Source organism: Vibrio sp. 5S239 (assembly GCF_041439575.1).
Classification (GTDB): Bacteria; Pseudomonadota; Gammaproteobacteria; order Enterobacterales; family Vibrionaceae; genus Vibrio; species Vibrio kanaloae.
In genome coordinates this window covers 185,120-209,648 of sequence record NZ_JBGOOM010000001.1, presented here as the reverse complement: position 1 = coordinate 209,648, position 24,529 = coordinate 185,120, and the positions used below count along the sequence as shown (strand labels likewise).

At 44.1% G+C, this 24,529-nt stretch carries 18 protein-coding genes; 5 read left to right on the top strand and 13 right to left on the bottom strand.

Translation table 11 applies throughout. The features are described from left to right. Positions 1-12 precede the first annotated feature (12 nt). The 9 genes from ACED48_RS00910 to betI form a co-directional block, all read right to left on the bottom strand. A complete protein-coding gene (locus tag ACED48_RS00910; RefSeq protein ID WP_017057761.1) occupies positions 13-456 on the bottom strand; it encodes a PTS sugar transporter subunit IIA in 444 nt (147 codons plus the stop codon). 538 nt (positions 457-994) lie between these two features. Then, complete coding sequence (locus ACED48_RS00905; protein WP_017057760.1) at positions 995-1,651, bottom strand: QnrS family quinolone resistance pentapeptide repeat protein; 657 nt, start codon at positions 1,649-1,651, stop codon at positions 995-997. A 447-nt stretch (positions 1,652-2,098) separates the two neighbouring features. Beyond that, positions 2,099-2,581 carry a MarR family winged helix-turn-helix transcriptional regulator gene (locus tag ACED48_RS00900; RefSeq protein WP_017057758.1) on the bottom strand — a complete coding sequence of 161 codons (483 nt, stop codon included), beginning with the start codon at positions 2,579-2,581 and terminating at the stop codon, positions 2,099-2,101. 363 nt (positions 2,582-2,944) lie between these two features. Further along, a complete protein-coding gene (gene choV / locus ACED48_RS00895) occupies positions 2,945-4,174 on the bottom strand; it encodes a choline ABC transporter ATP-binding protein (RefSeq protein ID WP_017057757.1) in 1,230 nt (409 codons plus the stop codon). A 2-nt stretch (positions 4,175-4,176) separates the two neighbouring features. Then, the gene (gene choW, locus ACED48_RS00890; RefSeq protein WP_029627173.1) at positions 4,177-5,019 is read right to left on the bottom strand and encodes a choline ABC transporter permease subunit; all 843 of its coding nucleotides are present in this window, start codon (positions 5,017-5,019) and stop codon (positions 4,177-4,179) included. 65 nt (positions 5,020-5,084) lie between these two features. Beyond that, entirely contained in the window at positions 5,085-6,086 is a 1,002-nt protein-coding gene (locus ACED48_RS00885; RefSeq protein WP_017057755.1) for a choline ABC transporter substrate-binding protein, read from the bottom strand. A gap of 121 nt (positions 6,087-6,207) precedes the next feature. Beyond that, positions 6,208-7,920 carry a choline dehydrogenase gene (gene betA, locus ACED48_RS00880; protein ID WP_017057754.1) on the bottom strand — a complete coding sequence of 571 codons (1,713 nt, stop codon included), beginning with the start codon at positions 7,918-7,920 and terminating at the stop codon, positions 6,208-6,210. A 31-nt stretch (positions 7,921-7,951) separates the two neighbouring features. Next, entirely contained in the window at positions 7,952-9,412 is a 1,461-nt protein-coding gene (gene betB, locus ACED48_RS00875) for a betaine-aldehyde dehydrogenase (RefSeq protein ID WP_017057753.1), read from the bottom strand. A gap of 74 nt (positions 9,413-9,486) precedes the next feature. Then, positions 9,487-10,095: a transcriptional regulator BetI gene (gene betI, locus ACED48_RS00870; RefSeq protein WP_017057752.1), complete on the bottom strand. Its 609-nt coding sequence runs from the start codon at positions 10,093-10,095 to the stop codon at positions 9,487-9,489. Positions 10,096-10,718: 623 nt separating this feature from the next. Here betI and ACED48_RS00865 point away from each other — a divergent pair. The 5 genes from ACED48_RS00865 (at position 10,719) to ACED48_RS00845 (ending at position 17,833) form a co-directional block, all read left to right on the top strand. Continuing rightward, entirely contained in the window at positions 10,719-11,423 is a 705-nt protein-coding gene (locus ACED48_RS00865) for a response regulator (RefSeq protein WP_017057751.1), read from the top strand. Between the two features lie 36 nt (positions 11,424-11,459). After that, positions 11,460-12,779 carry a cell wall metabolism sensor histidine kinase WalK gene (locus ACED48_RS00860; protein ID WP_029627172.1) on the top strand — a complete coding sequence of 440 codons (1,320 nt, stop codon included), beginning with the start codon at positions 11,460-11,462 and terminating at the stop codon, positions 12,777-12,779. A gap of 136 nt (positions 12,780-12,915) precedes the next feature. Continuing rightward, positions 12,916-13,191: a hypothetical protein gene (locus tag ACED48_RS00855; protein WP_017057749.1), complete on the top strand. Its 276-nt coding sequence runs from the start codon at positions 12,916-12,918 to the stop codon at positions 13,189-13,191. A gap of 564 nt (positions 13,192-13,755) precedes the next feature. After that, the gene (locus ACED48_RS00850; protein ID WP_017057747.1) at positions 13,756-16,140 is read left to right on the top strand and encodes a M4 family metallopeptidase; all 2,385 of its coding nucleotides are present in this window, start codon (positions 13,756-13,758) and stop codon (positions 16,138-16,140) included. A 157-nt stretch (positions 16,141-16,297) separates the two neighbouring features. Continuing rightward, positions 16,298-17,833, top strand: coding sequence for a M28 family metallopeptidase (locus tag ACED48_RS00845; RefSeq protein ID WP_017057746.1), 1,536 nt, complete (start codon positions 16,298-16,300; stop codon positions 17,831-17,833). 182 nt (positions 17,834-18,015) lie between these two features. Here the strand turns inward: ACED48_RS00845 and lhgO are convergent, their stop codons facing one another. The 4 genes from lhgO to ACED48_RS00825 form a co-directional block, all read right to left on the bottom strand. After that, entirely contained in the window at positions 18,016-19,230 is a 1,215-nt protein-coding gene (gene lhgO / locus ACED48_RS00840) for an L-2-hydroxyglutarate oxidase (protein ID WP_017057745.1), read from the bottom strand. Positions 19,231-19,256: 26 nt separating this feature from the next. Then, positions 19,257-21,434 carry a TRAP transporter permease gene (locus tag ACED48_RS00835; protein WP_017057744.1) on the bottom strand — a complete coding sequence of 726 codons (2,178 nt, stop codon included), beginning with the start codon at positions 21,432-21,434 and terminating at the stop codon, positions 19,257-19,259. Between the two features lie 195 nt (positions 21,435-21,629). Further along, a complete protein-coding gene (locus tag ACED48_RS00830; RefSeq protein WP_017057743.1) occupies positions 21,630-22,643 on the bottom strand; it encodes a TAXI family TRAP transporter solute-binding subunit in 1,014 nt (337 codons plus the stop codon). Between the two features lie 322 nt (positions 22,644-22,965). Beyond that, positions 22,966-24,306, bottom strand: coding sequence for a sigma-54 dependent transcriptional regulator (locus tag ACED48_RS00825; protein WP_017057742.1), 1,341 nt, complete (start codon positions 24,304-24,306; stop codon positions 22,966-22,968). Between the last annotated feature and the right edge of the window lie 223 nt (positions 24,307-24,529).

Below are 24,529 nucleotides of genomic sequence, written 5' to 3'. Positions count from 1 at the left end.
CAAAGGTTATTCTTAATAGCTTTTAATAATTTCAAGTACATCAGCTTTTGAAGATGAAGCCGCCAGCTTGGCAATGTTTTCTTCATCAACTAACATTTCACTAAGTGCTTGAATAACCTCGATGTGTGTATCTGAATCCTTTGCAGCTAATGTTAATAAGACATTCGCTGGTCCCATTTCTGAACCGAAATCAACTGGGGTTGGAAAAACATGGATGCCCAACCCAGTCTTTAGTACACCTGCTTCTGGACGGGCATGAGGCATAGCAATGCCTGGACAAAGAACATAATAAGGTCCATTATCATGCGTTGACTGAATGATCGCGTCTGCGTAATTATCGGTAACGTAACCTTTATCTTGCAAATAACGAGTCGTTTCTTTAACTGCATCTTCCCACTTATATTCAGAGTGGTTAATGACATCAATTAAGTCGTGGTCAATAAGGTCATAAAGCATAATATATCCCAGTTATTCTTGTTCGTTGTTGTTGGGATTATTATCAATGGAAGTTGTCGAATCGAGAAATGACAAACAAACGTGACTTTAGTCACCTATAAATAACTGTCAACCGGATATTTCTGCGTCACCGCTCAAATTCAACCTGTAATTAAATAACAAATTTATAATTAAAAACAAGTCAACAGTTTAAGTTTGATATCAGCCTCAATAACCAAAATCAATTTAAAACAAAAAAGTGAGACATGAGTTCAGGTTAGACGGTTGACCATCAGTTAATTGTGATAATGGTTATGTTTATATTCGTAAAGCAAGGAATGTAACACGCTAAAATCAGTGACAAAGATCGCGTATGAAATCTAAACACCATTCAGCTGAAATTTTACGACATAACAAGCTGCTAACTCATCCAGCCTCGCGACATGCAAACGACCTGTATAGAAAGCCAGACGAAACTCCAGATACGGAAAAGCCCAAAGTTATTAGCTTTGGGCTTTTCTTCTAGCGACTGTGGTTGATTACAACCGAATGAAAAAAATCAGTCAGGCATTACAACAATACCCATGCTTTCAAGCAGTTGCTCTTGCTGCCAAGCGACAATTTTAATTCCAGATGTATCGACCTTGCGAGGATCTAATCCTTCTAGTTCCGCATGGCACAAATTCGCCCCTTGCATACTGAATTGCCCCCATACGTCTTCCGAGAACACACCCCGGCTGAGATCAGACTCTTTCAGTGACGCGCCGCCAAGGTAAGTACCTATCCAACGGTTCTCAAACAATTCGCACTTCTCTAAACAAGCCTGTTCAAAATTAGCGTAAGACAGGTTGCAACCCGTGATGTATGCCGAGCAAAAATACATGCGATTGCTCACCTGGTTGGCAAAATTCGCACGAGTAAAGTTCGCCCCTTTCAAGTCGCATTCACGTAGCTCAATACCATAGCAATTCGCGTTACTGAAATTCGCCATCGCCAACTGACAATTCTGGAAGCTTGCGTCTCGTAAGTCGGCAATATCAAAGTGGCATCCCTCAATATCGCCTTGTTCAATAAACTTACAGTTAATAAACGTTGCGTCACGTAAGTTCGAACGTCTGAAATCACAACGGATAAACGTACAGGCTGTAAATGTAAGCTCTGATAAGTCTTGCTGAGCAAAACTGTGGTGATGATAAGTGCTGTTATTGGTGTCCATTTAGCCCCCTAAAGAAATTAAGCTAAGACTACCATTGCGATCTTAAGAAAACACCAAATTAAAAACCAACAAAAACAGCAACTTAAAACACCCTAATTTAGCCATTTTAAGACACCAAACAAGCCCTTTAAGATTGTTATTTTCGATTTATAGGATGTGCTTATCTTGAAAAAAGTTTTGTCGCTTAGAAGGAGCATATAAGATGAGACACAACGAGGAGATAATCATCATATGTCAGTATGAACTTGATGCAATACCCTATACAGATACACTCGCTGATAATCGGTCTTTCTCAGGCCCAATTTGTATCGACAGACCACAACTAAAAGGTGATTTGTACCAGTAAAATCTGAGGAGTAGGGAGGCAAAAATCAAAAATGGCCGCTTAGTGCGACCATTTAATGAATGTTTAAGTTGTTGTTCTAAATGAATAATTTACAAATAACGTTAGCTCTTAGCTACGTTTGCAATGCCTTCAAGCTGAAGTACTGGAGCGGCGTCGATGTCTTCTGCGTTCATCATTGATGATACTCGCTGCATTGAAGAAAGCAGTAAGCTTTGCTCCCACGGTTCTAAATTTTGGAACTTTTTAACAAAGTTATCTTGCAGTGGTGGGGGTGCGTTATTAAGCAACTCTTGCCCTTTTTCAGTCAAGTTCGCGTGTACTTTGCGGCGGTCCGACGAACTGCGCACTCGTTGTACATAACCATTTAACTCTAGACGGTCGATGATCGTCGTCGTCGTCGCTTGGCTTACATTGGTCTGATTAGACAATTCTTTGATTGTCACATTACCCATTTCTTGGATTGCTCTCATTAAGATTAATTGAGGGCCAGTCATACCATACTCTTTACTCAGCTTTTTCGAGTGTAAATCGATAGCGCGAATAATTTGTCGAATAGCGACCAGGATTTCGTCATGTTTGTCCAAGATGCAGACCTTTGTACTAATATATTGTGAGTGGCTTTACAGCGTCGAAGTGATTAGATGTCCTGAGTGATTAAGTCGGGCACGTTCGAATTACACTGTAAATTGATAAATTAATTCATTGATTTTTTCCGCATTGTACTTATGTTCATAGTATTCTCAATCTTTTCTATGCCTCTGAATTTACGCAGACCAACATTTTTGTTTAACAAGTGCCGATATTTGGCCTTAAAGAGACGAACAGGGTAAGAAAAGGCGAGAAGTTGTAAGTAAATAAAAAGACGGTTTAGTCAAATAGGTAACGAGATCTCGCGACCTCACTACCTATTTTATCCGTTAGAAAACGAGTTAACTCAGCTCAAACCATTAAGCGGCACTGTTGAGTTGAAAATTCCCTATTAGCGCGTTGTAAAACTCACTGTTATCCAAAATACCAACCAATTGATTGTTTTCAACCAACAAAATTGGGTTGTTACTTATCTGTTTCAATTTAATTGCATCACGCATTCCAATTTCAGGGCTCGCCACTACAACACTCGACGCGCTAATCGCGGTTAGATCGTCAGATTCATTCCACTCAACAAGCGCCAAAGTTGGCTCACCTTTTACCGATAATGAGCCTTCAGTCTGTTCTATCCATAAATCTTTTGAATCACAAATCTTCCAACTCTCATTATCTTGCCTCAGTGAATCAAGAGGCTGCATAAGTGAACGACCTTTCAATACGTTCAACGGGTTAGTGTGGGCAACAAAGTCCTTCACATATTCCGTTTTTGGCGTTAACACGATTTCTTCAGGTTTGCCGTGTTGAATCAATTTTCCTGATTCCATGATAGCGATGTTATTACCAATCTTCAGCGCTTCATCAAGGTCATGACTCACAAACAAAATCGTTTTGTTAAGCTTATTTTGTAGCACTATCAGTTCATCTTGGAGTTGCGCACGAATCAAAGGATCAAGCGCAGAAAAGGGTTCATCCATCAATAGAATGTCAGTATCCATCGCAAAAGCACGTGCTAAACCCACACGTTGCTGCATACCACCAGAAAGCTCATGAGGGAATTTTGTTTCCCACTCTGATAAGCCAACCATCTCCAGTTGCTCACGCGCTTTAGCACGACGAACATCTTTAGCGACACCCTGCATTTCAAGGCCAAACGCGACATTATCTAATACAGTTAGCCACGGCATTAAAGCAAATTTTTGGAACACCATAGAAACACGGTGTGTACGTAGGTGGCGCAATGTCGCTTCGTCGCACTGTTTGCCTAAATCAACCAGCTTATCGCCATCTTTGATTGCCAATGAACCACGGCTAATTTCATTCAAACCGTTAACAGCGCGAAGCAGTGAAGATTTACCCGAGCCAGACAAACCCATGAGTACGCAGATTTCGCCTTCTTTAACGGTCAGTGAAACATTATCGACACCCACCACTTGGCCCGCTTCATCGATGATCTCTTGGCGAGTTTTGCCTTGGTCGAGCAGTTCAAGCGCTTGATTAGCTTTGTCACCAAACACAACGTCGAGATTCTTAATAGTAATAGCATCCATAGCTTTACTTGCTTCAAGCACATCTTTGTTTACTAGAGACATAATTAAGCTTCCTTCTGGTTGGGTGTTTTGCACAAGCGATCAAGAATAATTGCTACTAAAACAATCGCTAATCCGGCTTCAAAGCCTTGTGAAATGTTGACTGTGTTTAGAGCTCGAACGACTGGCTTGCCAAGGCCATCAGCCCCTACCAGTGCCGCAATAACTACCATTGAAAGCGATAACATAATGCACTGTGTGATACCCGCCATGATGCTGGGTAAAGCCGCCGGCAATTCAACTTTGAGTAGCAACTTCATGCGGCTAGCACCAAAAGCTTTACCTGCTTCAATCAATTCTTCTGGTACTTTTGTGACCCCCAAATAGGTCAAACGAATCGGCGATGCTATCGCGAAAATGATCGTCGAGATTAAGCCAGGAACGATGCCTAAACCAAATAGCACTAAGGTCGGAATCAAGTACACAAACGTTGGGACTGTCTGCATTAAATCAAGTACTGGACGTAGCAGCGTATAGAGCCAAGGACGATGAGCTGCCATGATGCCAACTGGCACACCAATTAATACGGAAATCGTTGTCGCCGCAAAGACGAGAACAAAGGTTTCCAGCATTTCTTGCCAATAGCCAAGGTTGAGGATAGTGAGAAGCGCTGCGACGACAAAGATCACCAACGACAGTTTACGGTGTAAATACCATGCGATTGCCGCCGTTATCACGATTGGCAGCGCAGGTGGCATCCATTTAAATACATCAACTAAAAAAAGAATAACGGTTTCCAAAAAGATAGAAATAGCATCAAAAAAACCTGCTGCGTTAATTGTTAACCAGTCAACACCAGTTTCCATCCATTGTCCGACAGGGATTTTGTTTTCCGTAATAAAATTCACAATATTGCCTTTGATTATTGGTGAGCCGAAGCTCACCTTTGTTATTTATGTAACTGGGTAGAGAACTAAGCTTTTACCTGCTTTAGGTAGTCAGTAACGGCTTGAGTTGCTGATTCACCTTTATGTGTTTTTACGTTATCTAACCAAGCTTCCACTTGCTGTGGGTTGCTATTTAGCCATTGTTGAGCCGCTTTTTCAGGCTTAACGTTTTGGTTAAGGATTTCTTCCATCAACTGGTTTTCCATCTCTAAAGTAAACTCTAGGTTCTGTAGAAGTTGACCGACGTTTGCGCACTCAGACAGGTAGTTTGAACGAACATTGGTGTAAACATTTGCGCCGCCGTAGTTAGGACCAAAGAATTCATCACCACCTGATAGGTATTCCATTTCAACATTGCTGTTCATTGGGTGAGGTGCCCAACCAAGGTAAACAATCCATTGGCTACGGCGTGCGGCGCGTGATACTTGAGATACCATGCCTGCTTCGCTTGATTCCACTAAGCTAAAATCTTTTAAACCAAATGCATCAGAATCAATCATTGATTGGATTAAACGGTTACCATCGTTGCCCGGTTCAATGCCGTAGATACGGTCTTTAAACTTGTCGGCATGCTTTGCGAGATCGGTGAAACTTTTCACACCAGAGTCGTACACATATTTTGGTACGGCTAGTGTGTATTTAGCGCCTTCAAGGTTGGCACGAATGGTTTCTACAGTGCCCGCTTCACGGTACTTAGCAATATCGCCTTCCATAGTTGGCATCCAGTTACCTAAAAAGATATCAATATCGCCGTTGGCCATTGAAGAGTAAGTTACCGGTACTGAAAGTAGGTCGGTTTTGGTTTTGTAACCAAGGCCTTTTAATAGTTCAGAAGTAACAGCAGTTGTTGCGGTAATGTCTGTCCAACCCACATCAGCGAAGCGCACGTTTTCACATTGCTGTGGTTCAATAGAAGCGTTAGCACCAAATGCAAATGAACTGATGGCTAATGTTGCGAGCGCCTTCGTTTTTAACGCATTGCTTGCTAAAGGCTTATTTGTCGCGGTTTGTTTACGTTGAGTCGTCATAATGATTCCTTTTTTATCTTTCCTTTTACTGCCCTAACTCATACAAATAAGGGAAGTTCTACTAACTTTTTACTAATTTTTGTTATTACTGGTTTTCTTATTTTTATTCAGTAACAGAGACTTACGCCTCTCTTACTGGTTTACTTATTCTTTGTTTCTCTTCCCATTCAGGTGCAATCCACACAGGAACGTCTTGTTCTTTAAGTGCAGGCTTGCCCAGAATCAAATCAGAAGCACGCTCAGCCACCATAATGGTTGGTGCGTTTAAGTTGCCATTTGGAATGGTTGGGAAAACTGATGAATCAACCACACGTAAGTTGTCGATGCCGCGGACTCGACACTCTTCATCAAGCACCGCCATTGGGTCGTTATCTGAACCCATTTTGCAGCCACATGAAGGGTGGTAGGCGCTTTCCACGTTCTGCTTAACCCATTCATCAATCGCTTCATCGGAAGTAATATTGAGACCAGGCTGAATCTCTTCACCTCGGTAAAGATCCATCGCAGGTTGAGACAGAATCTCACGCGTCAGACGAATACAATCGCGCCAATCTTGGCGGTCTTGTTCGGTCGAGATGTAGTTGAAAATGATCTCTGGCTTGGCATGTGGATCAGCAGAAGTGATCGCCACCGTACCGCGGCTTTCTGGCTTGTTAGGACCAACGTGTACTTGGAAGCCATGACCATCAAAGGCCGCTTGCCCGTCGTAACGCATTGCTGCTGGTAGGAAGTGGTATTGAATATTCGGCCACTTCAATCCTTTGCGTGAACGAATGAACGCGCATGATTCAAAATGATTAGTAGCCCCCAAACCTTTACGAGTCAGAATCCACTCTGCGCCAATCATGCCCTTGCTCACTAAACCAAGCTTGCTGTTGAGAGTAATAGGCTCGTTGCAGTGATATTGGAAGTACACTTCTAAGTGGTCTTGCAGGTTTTCACCCACGCCGTTCAACTCGTGTTTCAGTTCAACGCCTGCCTTTTCAAGCACGGATTTCGGGCCGATACCAGAAAGCTGCAGCAGTTGAACAGAACCAATAGAGCCCGCAGACGAGATCACTTCTTTGTTCGCCACAGCCACTTGGGTATTGCCTGACTTTTCGAATTCAACACCAACAGCTTTCAGACCCGATTGACCCTGTGTGTCTTGTGACTCAAGCAAGAAACGACGAGCCACGATACCTTTTTTCAAGGTAAGGTTTGATCGCTTCAATGCACGGCGCAGATAAGCGTTAGAGGTTGAGGCTCTAACACCCTTGTCTACTGTCATGTGCATAGTACCGAAGCCTTCTTGCTGGTAGCCGTTATAGTCTTGTGTTTCTGGGTAACCGGCGTCTTTACCTGCATCAATAAATGCTTGATAAAGCGGATTAAGCTCCATATCGTTGCCGTTACAAGTGCCTACTGGCCCATTGTCGCCACGGTATTCGTCACCACCTTTGCTCCATGATTCAGCACGGCGGAAATAAGGCAGACAGGCTTGGTAGTTCCAACCCGCAGCACCCTCTTCTTCCCATTGATCAAAATCGCATGCATGGCCACGAACATAAACCATACCGTTAATTGATGAGCTACCGCCTAATACTTTGCCACGTGGACAATGCAGTTCACGTCCATCAAGGCCCGGCTCTTGCTCTGTTTCAAATTGCCACGCATACTTTTCAGTATTCATTGGATAAGAAAGCGCAGTTGGCATTTGGATAAAAATGCTCTTATCCGTACCACCAGCTTCCAATAATAAAACGCTATGTTCACCGCTCTCTGTTAGTCTCTCCGCTAACACACAGCCGGCCGAACCCGCGCCGACGATAATATAATCGTAGCGTTGTTCCATTTTGTTTCTCCGTTGAGTTGAGTGTTACGCGTTAGGCATATGGGCTAGCGAAATCGCCGAGCTCAATAAGAATGCTCTTGGTTTGCGTGTAGTGAAGTAGAGTTTCTGGTCCATTTTCACGACCAATACCTGAAAGCTTGTAGCCACCGACAGGCATTTCTGCAGGTGAGTCACCCCATGTGTTAACCCAGCAAATACCGGCTTGCATTTGATGAATAATTCGGTGAGCACGAGAAAGGTTTTGCGTGAATACGCCAGCAGCAAGGCCATATTTAGTGTCATTAGCACGGCGAATAACGTCGTCTTCGTCAGTAAACTTCATTACCGACATCACTGGACCAAAGATCTCTTGTTGGACATGTGGCATGCTGTCTTCGCAATCCACAAACACGGTTGGAGTAACAAAGTTGCCGTTCGCTAGGCCGTTGTCTGTCACTTGATAACCACCAGTTAACAGGGTTGCACCAGACTGTTTAGCTAGCTCAATCGCTTCAAGAACTTTTGCAAGATGTTCTTTAGAAATCAACGCGCCAATCTGAGTATCCATCTTCATTGGGTCACCAATGATCAGCTTTTCAGTGCGTGTTTTAAGTTGATCAATAAATGCGTTATAGATGTTTTCGTGTACATAAACACGAGTGCCATTAGTACATACTTCGCCTTGGGTGTAGAAGTTTGCGACCATGGAAGCGGAGACCGCATCATCCAATTTCGCGTCATCAAACACAATCATTGGTGATTTGCCACCAAGCTCCATAGTGACCGATTTAAGCGTTTTGGCGCTATCGCCCATCACGGCTTTACCTGTACCAATTTCACCGGTGAATGACACTTTTGCGATGTCTGGGTGTGCGGTCAGCATCTGGCCAACGCGATAATCTCCCTGAACCACGTTAAACACACCTTCAGGAAGCCCCGCTTCGGTAAAAATTTCAGCGAGCTTAAGTGCCGTTAGCGGCGTTTCTTCTGAAGGCTTGAAAATCATGGCGTTGCCCGCCGCGAGTGCCGGTGCTGATTTCCACATTGCGATTTGAATTGGATAGTTCCACGCACCGATACCTGCACAGATACCTAACGGTTCACGGCGTGTGTAGAAGAATTGAGATTCACTAAGCGGTTGTTGGTCGCCTTGAAGAGTAGGAGCAAGGCCTGCGAAATATTCAATAACATCCGCGCCAGACGCCACATCCACTTCAATTGCTTCTTGCAACGGTTTGCCCGTATCAACAACCTCAAGGCTAGCAAGCTCATCATTTCGAGCTCTAAGTATCTCTACAGCTTTTAAAAGAATACGGCTGCGTTCAACGGCTGACATTGCTGACCATACCGCAAATCCACGTTTTGCCGATTCGATAGCACTATCCACATCCGCTGAAGATGCTTGGCCCAAAGTTGCGATAGATTCACCGTTTGCCGGATTAATACTATCAAAGGTTTCACCAGACGTTGCTTTAACTGCTTCGCCATCGATATATAATGAGTTCATTTCCATTTGAGATTCTGACTTAATTATTGTTTTAGACTCTACAGGTCTATATGTGAGTGTTTGTAATTCGAATGCTATGACTAGGTTTTATTCGAGTGACACGAGTAAAACGTCAATTGCTTATCAAGGTAGTCATTGATAATAGCGCGTGCCTTTTGGGCATCGATACCTTCAGGGTTTAACGTGCCTCTCAGCCATAAACCATCAATCAAAGAAGCAATACCGTGAGCAACGAGCTCCGCCTGTTCATGATTAAGAATACCTTTCAACTCAAGGCGTAAATGCGAAAGTAAACGTCTTTCATTCACGCGCTGAAGTCTTTTCAATTGTTGGTCATGCATCGAATATGACCAAAATGCCAACCACGTTTTTGCGACCTTGTTTTCGGCTTGGTAGCCTTCGAAGTTACCTTCAATGATTGCATTAATCCTCTGCTGGTGAGCATCAACAGGGAGTGCTTTTAATGCCGTGGTAATGGTGTTGGATAATTGGCGAAGAATTTCACGCATAGTCTCTTCAAGCAGACCATGCTTTCCACCAAAATAGTGATTAATGATGCCCGTTGAAACTCCCGCTTCCTTACTGATCAAAGCAATACTTGCGGCATGTAAACCCACTCGATCAATCACGGTCATCGTGGCTTGTACGAGCTGTGGTTTACGTATATCAGGCATCCCAACCTTCGGCATTTTTTAGTCCTTTTATTTTTTATTGAACGTTTAGTTAAATATAAAATGACAGAAATTTAGTTAGGGTTCAAATGATTATTTGAAACAAACCCATAACAGAGAACCACCAATACATAAATAAATTAAATATAAACAATCACTTAAATATCATTTAGACCCCTAATTAAATTAATTAAAGATTTGAGGTGTGATGGTTATTGGTCGAATGTTTTCACTTAAAAAGTACAAAATTCAATCAAACTAATATTATGTAAAAATTAGGCAGATCGTCTTAAAAGCAGATTCTAACGCTGAAAATTAAAGGTAACGGTAATGTCAGTAATGCATTTCGATAGTAGTGCATACCGTTATTCACTCCTGTATAAAAAAGTAAACTCTATTGATTAATACTGTGACTATCGGCCGGACAAATGTAATGGAATAAGTACGCTTTATGAACATTGTTTTTTATTTTGATCACTAATTCAAAATCAGCATTGAACTACCGTAGAAAGTGTTTAATCATTTACGTCAGATATTGTTCGCGAAGCATTTGAATTCAATATGCAACAATAGCTCACCATAAAATCAAACCCGTTCAAAAAATCTCAATAAGTTAAACACACGATAAGGCTGAGAATGGAATGACAAAACCTAAAATGATCATCGTAGAAGACGATTTGAAACTTCAGCGAATGCTAAAGGATTACTTTGTTACGCAGGACTTTGAAGTCTCCACACTAGATGATGGCAGTGACGCCGCGCAGACCATCCTTGCCGAACAGCCTGATATCGTGTTGTTGGATTTGATGCTTCCTGTAACTGATGGACTTACAATCTGCCGACAGACGCGTACGCACTATAAAGGTAAAATCTTGATGCTCACCGCTAGCGATGACGACTTTGATCACGTTGCTGGTTTAGAGACAGGGGCTGATGACTATGTCACCAAGCCAATCAAACCAAGAGTTCTACTGGCCAGAGTTCGTTCGCTATTACGCCGCCAAGACACCAATACGGCTTCAGTCGATGACTCAGACAACCTTCAGTTTGATCAACTGGTTCTGAAAAACACCTATAAGAAGTGTGAACTTTCAGGTGCCGTTTTATCGCTCACTGACAGCGAGTTTGACCTATTGTGGCTATTAGCGAGCAACCCTGATACTCCGCTATCACGTGACTATTTGACACAAACGCTGCGTGGTATTGAGTACGACGGAATCGATCGAACGATTGATAATAAAATAGTGCGCCTAAGAAAGATTCTTGGCGACGACCACACTCCAGCAGAGAAAATTCAGACCATTCGCGGGAAAGGTTATTTATTTGTTTCGACCGCCTGGCGTTAACCTCGCTCACTACGAGCGTAATAAAAGAGAGCGATTATGCGACGTATCTTTTTGGAGTCCTTAATAGGGCTGTTAGTTTGCTTCATGAGCGGCATTGTCGCCTACGAGATTAGCGTCTATCAGCTCAATACCGACTACGAATACGTACTGGAAGATTACGAAGCGGCTGCCCACCAGCAATTGATCGAGAATATCGCTAAGAATCAAGGCCTTGAAGCTGCTCATCAAGCGATAAACCAGTTTGTAGAAACCACACGAAATAAATTGGTTACATTCAGCCCAGACGATGAAATACCTAGCCCCGTTTCAGAGTTCTTCTCGACCAACCCAAATACCTTTATCTTTCACGATGATGAGCGTGATCTTTGGTTTCGCTTAGCAAGCAGTGACAATACCTATCATTACCTACCTGACAATGAAGCATTCGTTCGGCAAAAAATCGAACTAGAAGATGACCTCATTTGGTTATTCTTTTTAGCGAGCTTTATCTTATATGGCTTATGTCATCTATTTATTATTTTCCGCCGAGTTAAAAAGCTTGAGGCTGCCACTCTGCGTTTTGCCGAAGGTGATCTCTCGACACGAGCCGAGACTTCAAGTGGTATTGCGATTGGTTCACTGAACAAATCCTTCAACCTAATGGCCGACCGAATTCATCGCTTAGTAGAAAGTAATCGCTCACTCACTAATGCTGTCGCTCATGAACTGCGCACGCCAATATTCCGTATTCAGTGGCAAGCAGAAATGTTGAAAGACACTCAGCTAAACGCAGAGCAAGAGAGCACGATTGAGAGTATTGTCGAAGACACGGAAGAGATGGAAAAGATGGTCGATGAACTATTGTATTACGCCAAACTCGATAGCACTGACCTAGAAAACTTACAACAACCATTAGAGATACGAGACTTTCTCGGTCACGCGATAATTCGTTGGAACAAAGAGACAGATCTCAATATAGACCTATCACTGCCTGAACAAGCTCAATTGATAATGGCGGATGAAACGCTACTCAACCGAGCACTAGATAACCTTGTACGTAACGCTATGAAATTCGCACGTTCGCAAGTGTCAATTGAAGCAAGCGAGCATCAAGAACAACTACAGATTGCGGTACACGATGACGGTGATGGTGTGGCTCAAGAACATCAAGCTCGCCTGTTCGAACCCTTTTACGTTGGCGACAAAGCGCGTAATAAAGCCAAGAGTGGCCATGGTTTAGGGCTTTCTATCGTCGAGAAGATCTGTGCTCAGCACAGCGCTACCGTGGAAGTGGGTCAGAGCCAAACCTTAAAGGGGGCGGTATTCACCATAACCATTCAGCTATGTAATGATTCAGCTGACAAACCCATACAGTAACTACAAAACACCTCTGGAATAATGTTCAACATCGGCCGGGAGATCCTGTCTCCCTATGAACTTATTGAGTCTAGATAATCATGACACCGCCTTTGTGGCTTGCCATCTAGATTCCAATCATTCTTAAGGTATTTTTATGAAAAAGTTATTAGTTGTTTTAGGTATTGTTTCTTTGGCAGGTTGTTCAGGTATCAACCACAGCGAAGAAGTTTACACAGCGCACGCTGAAAGCTTCAACATTGTTGGTTTCCAAGTTCCAGGTAACACACAAGATCGTGCAATGGAATTGGTACCTGAAGGTGCAACGGTTGATACTATTCGCTCAACAAACTCTGATACAAGCTCTGTGCTAGGTATCATCAACCGTATTATCGGTATCGACTACGTTCAAGTCGGCGGTAAAAAGCAGTAATTCACTTTAGTTACAAACCATGGTTAAGCGTCTAGTTACGTACCTTTAATCAGTAGCCTGTACAAACCAAGTTAATTTAAGCCAGTGACCCGTCGCTGGCTTTTTTCATCCAGCAGATTTTGTGCTCTGTGCCAAGTAAGTAGTTAATTCCCCCCAGCTTCTCGTCACTAATAACTCGAGAAATAAGCCTAAGAATCTTCAATTTCTTATCAAAATGGCCTGTAAATTCGCTGAATAACCTTCCGCTAAAAATCACACTTTGAAATCGTTGATCCTTCTATCAACCCAAACCCCATTAATTGAGGCACAGATCAATTTGCACTAAGATCTTAATTATCAATGAAAATTAACACTTAATAAAAGTATCATGATTGTATAAATAAAAGACACGGGTGCGTTCAAAAATAAACAGAAACAATAACTATCTGTAAATACGATAAATATAAATTTCATGAATAAAAGAGATCACTGCCATGCTACTAAATAATCAGATCGAATGATGTAAATACATTGTATTAGTTTTGTTACTTTTTCTTTGAATTTATATAGAAAGAGAAAATAACAATGAAAATAAGAAAGCGTTTAGTTGCCGTTGCTATAGCCAGTGCTATGTCTTTATCAGTTCATGCAAATGAATCCGTTAAAATCGATCAACCGATCAACTTTACCAACTTCTCAGGGTTGAACGCCCAGTTAGGTGTCAGTAACGCCTCTAACTTCAAAATGGTAAAAGAAGTTAGCCTCAAAAAGCGTGGTACCTACAAAGTTAAGATTCAACAGAACATTTGGGGCACACCAGTGTGGGGGCATTACCTAAATGCGACCCAAAGTGTGAAAGGTGGGGCGCTTAAGTCGGTTCAAGGCCTCTACCTTAAAACAACAACCCTAGAACGATCGTTTGTGAAACCCTCTATCAATAGCTCTCAAGCCGTTGATCTTGCGAGTAAAGACCTCAAGACTCAAGGCTTAACCAGCCAATCTCTAGACAATGTCCAACATGAGCTGTTTATTTATCAGGGCGCATCCACCCAAAGATCCGGTAAACAAGGCATTGGCACACAAGGGGCGGATAAAACACGCCTAGTGTACGTTGTCTCTTACCTTGTCGAAGGCAGCGAGCACCCTACTCGACCATTCACCATGTTAGACGCACATACGGGCGAAGTTATTGACCGCTGGGAAGGTATTGCTCACGCACAGGTTGGCACTGGCCCCGGTGGTAACGAAAAAACAGGCATGTACGAATACGGTACTGATTACCACTACCTAGATGTGTTGGAAAATGGCACAGAGTGTGTGATGGAGTCAGAAAATGTTGTCACCGTTGACCTAAATGGTGCTACCGATGGCGACACCACCTACCGCTATGAATGCCCTCGTAACGAACACAAAGCCGTAAATGGTGCATTCTCACCACTCAACGATGCACACTACTTCGGCAACATCGTGTTCGACATGTACAAAAACTGGTTCGACACAGCACCACTCTCCTTCAAGCTCATGATGCGTGTTCACTACGGTGAAAACTACGAGAATGCATTTTGGGACGGCAAGGCAATGACCTTTGGTGATGGTGAAAGCTTCTTTTACCCGCTTGTCAGCTTAGATGTATCAGCGCACGAAGTGAGCCATGGCTTCACGGAACAAAACTCAGGCTTAGTCTATGCAAATCAATCTGGTGGTATGAACGAGGCTTTCTCTGATATGGCTGGTGAAGCCGCTGAATACTACATGAAAGGCACCAATGACTGGATGGTCGGCCGTGATATCTTTAAAGAAGAAGGAGCTTTGCGTTACATGGACGATCCATCACGCGATGGCTCATCAATCAACAACGCCTCCGAATACTACGATGGCTTGAACGTGCACTACAGCTCTGGTGTGTTCAACAAAGCATTCTACCACCTAGCAACCACACAAGGTTGGGACACGAAGAAAGCGTTTGAATTGTTCGTGCTAGCCAACCAGATCTACTGGTCAGAAAACAGTGACTTCTGGCAAGGTGCTTGTGGCGTGAAGAACTCAGCAACCGACCTTGGCTACAGTGCCGATGACGTTGTTGCTGCGTTCAACCTAGTCGGTGTCAGCCCATGTGGCGAGCCACCATTGCCGCCAGAACCGGAATATCAAAATCTAACCAATGGCCAAGCTCAAACCGTGACTGGCGAAACAGGTTCGAAAACTTACTTCGATATCGAAGTACCAGAAGGCCAAGACAAACTGACGATTGATCTGGCTGTCTCTACTGGTGACCCAGATATGTATGTCGGCCTGGACTATGCACCAAGCTCTCAAGAGAATATCTGTAAGAGTGAAACCGTGACCGATGAAGTCTGTGTCATTGAAAGCCCAGTAGCAGGTCGCTATACCATTAACGTTCTGGGTTACTCAGATTATGCAGATGCAAACCTAAAAGCATCATACGAAGCAAGCAATGCTAACGTACCGCCAACCTCTTCATTCGAACACACCATTGTTGGTAAAGAAGTAGAGCTACGCAGTACAAGTTCGGACAGCGACGGACAAATAGTCTCTTATCAATGGAACCTAGGCGATGGCAACATACTGAATGGTGAAATGACTCGTCATACTTACGCAGCAGCTGGCGATTATGTGGTAACACTTTCCGTGACAGACGATGCTGGCGTCACTACGTCTACCAGCAAATCCATCAACATTGAAAGCAGTTCAAACGATGCCTTCCCACTAAAGCTAAAGTTTGGTAACAAAAATCCGAACGGCAAAGCTCGCGTTAAGCTGACATGGGATTACGACACCAACGACTACTTTGTGATTAAACGTAATGGCAAAAATGTTGGTGCGACAGACTACAACTCATACGTCGACAAGTTCCGTCACAACGGTACGATTGATGTGGAGTACCAAGTGTGTACCTCAAGCGATATTTGTTCAGAAACCAAGCACTACCGTTTCATTAAAGCACAATAATCGATAATAAATTCAGGGCTCCTAAAGGGGCCCTGTTTCTCTATTTGGATAGTGAAAATATCCAATAGCAGCATCAGAAAGACAACGCTAGACAAACGGCGGTACATAGACACGATACCAATCAGAACAACGATATTAACCATAAAAAGGACAACAAATGGCTATCAAAAAAAGCATCCTGGCATTCGCTATATTCGGGAGTGTCTCGGCTTACGCATCACTCGGCATTACACCACCAGAGGGCTCAGAAGTTTGGATCACAACCGATGCTGATGCCCAGCACCTTGTGACTCAACACGGCGCAACAGTTTATTCAGGGCTGGTTGCGAACAAGAACTCCATTGTGGCTAAAATAAACGAGAAACAACTGGCTAAACTCTCTAGCCATATGCACGAAGAAACCCACCGCTGTGGTGGTTACATGGTGCATGAAGACCAAGCAAGTGCACTCAAAGCGGCAGCTATGCCACTGACGATGAGCACGTTCGAAAAGCCAGTGATCAGCCACCAAGATACCGTGAACGACTTACTCGCTCAGGTTGAACCCAATAACATGGTCACAACCATAGAAAATCTGACCACTTTCACCAACCGTTTTTATACGACTTCTACTGGTGTTGCTGCTTCAGATTGGCTTTTAGAGCGTTGGGAAGCGGAAATTAAAGATGTGCCCTATGCGTCCGCGCGCCAAATCACACACGCTGAATACCCGCAAAAATCGGTTGAAGTGACGCTACTTGGTGCTAAATACCCAGAAGAGATCGTCGTTGTTGGCGGGCACCTTGATTCCACAGTCGGTTCTTGGACAAGTGAAGGCACCATCTCCCCGGGCGCGGATGACGATGCTTCAGGTATCGCTACCGTGACAGAGTCGCTGCGCCTTATGGTTGCCAGTGGGATTCAGCCCGATAAAACCATCAAATTCTATGGCTATGCGGCAGAAGAAGTGGGGCTGCGCGGCTCACAAGATGTCGCTAACGCTTTAAGAGATGAGCAAGCAAACGTTGTCTCGGTACTGCAATTAGACATGACTAACTACAACGGTTCAGCGCACGATATCACCTTCATTACGGATTATACCGACAGCAATCTCACCGCCTATTTGAGTGAACTTATCGATACTTACGCCAGTGAGATCAGCTACGGCTTTGATGATTGTGGCTACGCCTGTTCTGACCACGCCTCATGGCACAATGTTGGCTATCCAGCAGCAATGCCGTTTGAGAGCATGTTCAACGATTACAACCCGAACATCCATACGGAACACGATACACTCAATAACTCCGACCCTACGGCAACACACGCGACAAAATTCGCCAAACTGGCGATTGCTTACCTCGTTGAAACCAGCCTTGACTCGCCAGTTTCAGGCCCTAAAGAGATGCAAAATGGTGTCCCTGTTGAAGGCCTTACGGCGGGATATGGTGAAGAGCAATTCTTCACCTTTACGACTCAAGATGCCGGTCAGTTAACCGTAACAATGACCGGACCTCGCAGTGGTGATGCCGACCTATACGTCAAACACAACGGTGTGGTTTCGAAAGCTAGCTACGATTGTCGTCCATACACAAATGGCAGTAACGAACAGTGTGTATTGAATAAACCTGCGGGTGAATTCAACATCATGGTGCGCGGTTACCGTAACTTTAACGATGTATCTATCGTCGCCAACTTTGTTCCTCAGTCGCTATGAGCCTTGTAAACCATCACTCATACGAGTTCCACCGAGCATCAGACATGTTTGTTAGGTAGAAATATCCTTTAGGTTAAATGGACAAAGTTAAAAAAATCCACGAGTTCGATCCTAAATAGAATTGAGCTCGCGGATTTTTTATTGTCTGCGGAAAAAGTTCGATCAATGATCTTCCGTTATCATCAAGCCGTCTTTTTCATCACCTTGGTGCAAATATATTCACCAATCGGCATTGCAGAGGTCGCGGCTGGCGATGGCGCATTGCACACATGCAAACTTCTTGGGCTTTCGGCAAACAGAAAATCATGAACTAAGGTGCCATCTTTGAGCACCGCTTGAGCACGAATCCCCGCAGGGTAAGGCTTAAAATCATCAACCGTAATGCTCGGGCAATATTTGTTCACTAACTTTAGATAACCCGGCTTCCACCACGAGTTTTTAAACTCGACCAAACCGGTTTTTAGATTATTCGCAGTCACTTTCCAAAAGCCCGCAAAGCTCAGCATCTGACAAGTGTCCTTAAAGCTAAAGTTAAGCTTGCCATAACCTTCTCTCTTCCAGCCTTGAACTGCATTTGGCCCTACTGTTACGGAGCCATCAATCATACGTGTTAAGTGCACACCCAAGAAAGGCAGTTCAGGGTCTGGAATAGGATAAATTAGATGATTCACCACTTGGTTGTGTTTCGCGTCCAACTGATAGTACTCACCTCGATATGGGACAATCTGGAAGTCAGTTTCAATGCCTAGCATGCTGGTCATTCTGTCAGCCATCAAACCTGAGCACGTGATCAAGAACCGGCTATTGAGTTGGAGAGTCTGACCATCTACTTTGCAAGTTAACTGGACCTCATCTGCTTGTTCATCCGCCATGACCACTTCAGTGCCAAGGCTGAGCTTGCCACCCGCTTCAACAAATTCTTGAGCCATCACTTCAGTCACTTTTTTATAATCCACAATACTGGTGGTTTTGACATAAATCGCGCCCAAGCCCGTGATGTTCGGCTCAGCAAGTTTTAGCTGCGCTTGATCCAAGAGATCGACATCAATATCGTTGTCCTGACAACGCTGATAGAGCGCGTTCATTCGCTCTACTTCCTGCTCATTGGTTGCAACCAACAACTTACCGCAGTTTTCGACAGGAATATCGTGTTGGCCACAAAAGGCGATGGTGCGCTCGACGCCACGCTTACAAAAATCCGCCTTTAAACTGCCCGGAGCGTAGTAAACGCCAGCATGAATCACCCCACTATTATGGCCAGTTTGATGCTGCGCGAAGCCACGCTCTTTTTCCACTAAAAGAATACTTTTATCGGGGTGAGCTTGTTGCAATTGCCACGCGGTCGATACACCAACAATGCCGCCACCAACAATAATATAGTCGTATATTGAATTCATAATATTCCTACATTCAATCCTTTTAATTATAGGGAAGAAGCGACCGTTCTAGACTCGGTTTGAGGTTTAGTTTCTTCCTCGTTTTTCGATTCTCTTTTCACTTTGTTAGCATCGTATTTGCGACCACTGTGAATAAAAATACCGACAAACAAAGCAACACACACTAAGCGAATTGCGACTGAAACATCAGGCCACACCAAGGCCACGCCAAGCACTACTAACACGACTCGAGTCATCACATTGATTTCACTTTCTAGGTAACCCTCAATTGCCGCGATAAACGCGTAAGTGCCAACAATAGCAAAACCACCCGTTACCAGTACCGAGACAATATCCCAGCTCACTAAATTAGTGTAGGCAATCAGCAACGGTACTAGGTATAAACCTTTGGCGATCTTCCAAGCCATTAAACCTGTTCTCATTGGTGGTGTTTTAGCGATAGTCGCTGCCGCAAATGCAGTCAAACAAACTGGCGGTGTCACGTTGCTGTCTTGCGATAGCCAGAAGATGATCAAGTGTGCAGAAAGCAGTGCAAGGCTAATCGCTTCTAGGCCGAGGCTTTGCTCAAGCAGCGTTTCCACAAAATCAGCAGGCACTAAAGCAATCATCTCTTTTGCTGTTTCAAGTGCCATTGGTGCATTCAATAAATCTAACTTGTCTGGTGCCGCCAACATAAAGATGGCTTTCGCCTGTTCAGGTAACTGGCCCGATACCAACAGGTCAAGCAACTGGCTTTCAGCAATCAGTTTATATAAAGCCGGAGCCGACAAAGTGCCCAGCACGATATAAGCCGCCGTTACTGGTAAGCCCATACCCAGAATCAAAGAAGCGAGTGCGATCAAAGCAATCATGATGAGCAAGTCGCCATTCGCCCAACTGTTGATCATCAACGAGAAAGTGTTACCAATTCCGGTGGTGCTGATCACGTTGATAACGAGACCAATACCCACCAACAATACTGCCGTCGTCGCCATGTTTTTCGCGCCTTGAGAAAGCGCTTCAATGATCGCTTTTGGACCCATTTTATGATTTTTAGAGAACCATGAAGCCACGACTACAGACAGGATAGAGATACCCGCCGCGTAAGTCGGCGTAAAGCCTTTCACCAACAAGGTTACCAACACCGCTAGTGGGATCAGGTTGTGCCATCCTGAAAGTAGCACCTTCAACAACGGTTCACACCCTGAAACCACCTTCTGTACACCACTACGCTTCGCTTCAATACGCACGAAAAAAGCCACAGACAAAAAGTAGATAAGCGCAGGTAAGAAGGAAACCGCAATGATATCGACATAAGGGATTTGCGTGTAAGACGCCATGATAAACGCGCCCGCCCCCATCACTGGTGGCATCAACTGCCCGCCCGTCGATGCCGCGGCTTCAACCCCTGCTGCAAAACGCGAAGGGAAGCCTGCTTTTTGCATCAGGGGAATGCTGATTACGCCAGTGGATACCGTATTTGCCACGCTAGAGCCCGACACCGAGCCCATCAAGCCAGAGCCAATCACCGCAATGAAACCGGGGCCACCAATCACTTTGCCCGCCGCCGCGCGAGACACATCAATGATGTAATCACCGACACCCGATCGCACTAAGAATGCGCCAAATAGGATGAACATGAACACGAAGGTCCAACTGATTCTTGAGATAGAGCCGAACATCCCTTCCGAAGAATAAAAGCTTCGATAAAGTAGAGTCTCAAGGCTCAACCCCGGGAAGTGGAAGATGCCGCTGGTCCATTGCCCCCAAAGCACCACATAGCTCAAACACACCAAGATAAGCACCGGAATAAACCAGCCCATAGTACGGCGAATCAGCTCAATAACAATCGCAATCGCCAAGATAGAGAAGAACCAATCACTGGCGATAAACTTCACGCCTCGCTCATAAAGCGCATCTTCGGCAAAGGGAATATAGATAAGGCAAGCCAGAGCCGCTAAAGCGATTCCGATATCGACCGCTAAAGCTATTTTGCTCTTTTTAAGCGAGATATGAGCCGGATACCAAAGTGCACAAATGATCGCAAAACCCGCGAAGTGAGTCGCTGAGATCCAAAGCTCTGGCAAGGTCGATAAGGTATTAAACCAAATGTGTAACAGCGAGAGTATCACTCCCATTGTCGTTATCGCTTTGCCTACCCACGGGAAATCCGTTCGGGTCGGCAGTTCAAATTTTTTCAGTTCCTGCTGCAGCGAATCGCTCATAGAAAACTCCTGCTCTCCGCAGCAAACACGAAGAGAATATCCATAAAGTGAAGAGGCGCACGAACACATTCTTGAGCGAACGTGCACCAGCAATTAAGTCACGAAGGGGGTAGTTGATGGCAAACCGTTAGTTCATAGAGCAATAGTTCATAAACCAATGGCTCATAAGCCAATAGTTACCTGACAACAGGTAAGCTAGTTGACGATCAACTCAGAAGGGATCTCGATGCCCACTTCTTGGTAGTAACGTGCAGCGCCTGGGTGAAGCGGAACAGGAAGGCCTGCGATCCCTTTCTCAAGTGCCATTGCTTTGGTTGCTTTGTGGATACCTTGTAAGAAAGGTAGGTTTTCATAGATAGCTTTGGTGAGCTGATAAACATCCTCTTCAGAGATGTCTTCACGAACCGCTAGAAAGTTAGGTTGTGCGATAGTGGTAATCGGCTGATCGACACCTGGATAAGTGTTTGCTGGGATCTCATATTTTGTCCAGATATTGTAATCGCCGTTCGCTTGTTTGATTTGCGCATCGGTAAACGACAAGATTTGAATGTCTTCACCTAAGGCCGCAAATGCTTGAGTAACCGCCCCGACTGGTACACCAGCTGGCGTATTCATGCCATCAATAGTGCCATTTTGTAATGCGCTCGCACTGCCACCATAACCCATAAAGGCGAGTTTAAATTGTTCTGGGTCTATGGAAAGGCCTCGCATAATTTGACGACCTGAATTCTCTGTTCCTGAGTTTTTCTTACCAATAGAAAACTTTTTACCATTCAAGTTCTTCAAATCAGTCATGGTGCCCGTTTCTGTCAGATCAGAACGAACAATGAAATGCTCAACATTTTGCCATAGCATAGAGACTGAACGCAGTTGCTTTTGACTGCCTGACTTCTCATATGGACCAAGCCCTTGCCACGCCCACGCGCCATACAAACCTTGTAAAATGGCAAACTGAGCTTCGTTCTCATTTAACAACTTTACGTTCTCACCGGATCCAGCAGAGCTGATAGCCGCCAAAGAAAAGTGCTGCTTAGGCGCAAGCTTAACTTTACTCAAAGTTGCTAAGGCCACACCAACCGGATAGTAAGTCCCACCCGTTGAGGCAGTCGCTAAAATGTAGCTGCGCTCTTCTTGTGCTGAAGCGTTGCCGATAAGGCCAATAGAGGCCATTGCGATCGCTAAAGTTTTAACTAACTTGTTGTATTTCATTGTTACTCTCCATGTAGAGTTATTCACGTTATATTTTTGTTAACAACAAAAGCTAGATAGCAAGCACAATGCCAACAAGGTAAGTTATTGATATGGTTTACATTACATGAAAAAACTATTTGGAATAGGCAAAATATTGCTTATTTGACAGCGATTACATGAGCTGTTTTTTGCTTATCCAAAGCCGTAATTAACACCCTCATAAAGGTGGTTACATCACACTGCGTTACATTTACGTGATCAATGTTAATAAGTTGATAAATAAACAATGAGCCATTTCTTGCTCATCAATCATCATTAATAACGACAGTTAAACGATTCACTAAGAGTCGACATAGTCACTTCGGTTCAATGCATAACGGACCATTTTTTGGTTTAGTGTTCTGCGTGGTAAATCTAGGTCTTGCATCACATCATTGATACGCCCTTGATAACGCACTAACGCATCGTGAATAACTTTTCGCTCAAAGCTCTGAACCTGGACAGCCAAAGGGATACCCGCAGTGGTGGACTCCGTAACAGAGTTAGGACGATACGCCAAAATATCACCGACTGTCAGACTTTCATCCAATGCAAAACGAATCGCGACATTGCGCAGCTCACGCACATTACCTGGCCACGAGTACGACAACAAAGCATAGCGATCAGCCTCACTAGCAATTCGTGTTTCAGTATTGGCTTCCTGGGTGAAATGTTCGAAAAGAATAAGAGCATCTTCTTCTCGCTCACTGAGCGGCGGTAAATGCAGCTGCGCGACATTCAAACGGTAGAAAAGATCTTGGCGAAAGTCGGGGTGATTGAGTAAATCGCTTTTCGAAGCAGATACCACACGCAAGTCAACATGTTGTTGCTGATTACCACCAACACGCTCAACGACATTATCTTGCAAGGTCCGCAGTACTTTGACCTGCATAGATAGCGGCATACTCTCTATTTCATCAAGAAACACCGTCCCCTTGTCGGCAAACTCTAGCTTACCAATACGTCGTTTGGCGGCTCCAGTAAACGCACCGGCTTCATGGCCAAACAGCTCACTTTCAAATAGGTTTTCTGGAATCGCGCCACAGTTTAGTGGCACAAAAGGGTGAGGTTTTCGCTGACTAAATTCATGTAAACAAGAAGCAACCAATTCCTTACCACAACCAGTTTCACCATAAATAATCACGTTGGTATCAATCGAGGCTACCTTGTGTATTTGCTCTCTCAACTCACACATCACTTTACTGCGACCAATCAGAACCTGTTCAATGCCCTTCAAATTATCTAAATAGCTTTGGCGACTGATCCTGTCTTGGCCACTTTGGAATTTATCTACCGCTTCAGAGACCGTTTGAGAGAGGCGTTCTGGATCAAACGGCTTCTCAATGAAGTCATAGGCACCTTGCTGTAAAGCCTTAACCGCCATATCGACATCACCGTGACCTGTAATCAAGATAACTGGCACGTCTGGCACAAGCTTTTTAAACCGTCCTAATAGCTCAACGCCATCAATATCAGGCAAGCGCACGTCACTTATGATGGTTTGGAAATCACCAAGCTCTATTGCGTTTAATGCATCTTGTCCAATCTCAAATGCGGTGACATCAAAATCCGCCAACTGTAGCCATTGGCTAGTTGCTTGACGCACTATCGCATCATCTTCAATCAAAGCAATACGCTGCATAATTTTGTTCCGCTGCTTACATCTGAATAATGTCGCCCACGGTATGTAAAAACACCGCAGACTAAAAGGAGCTAGCTCCCACTTTGGATAACACTCCTTTAACCGTTTTGTAATGTTTGTTAGCTTCAATTTGTCTCACACTTCATCTTCCAAGTCATAAAACCGTGAAGCTTCGCACTCACTCATTTAAAGAGACAGACAGCTAACTAATTAAAAGGATTTA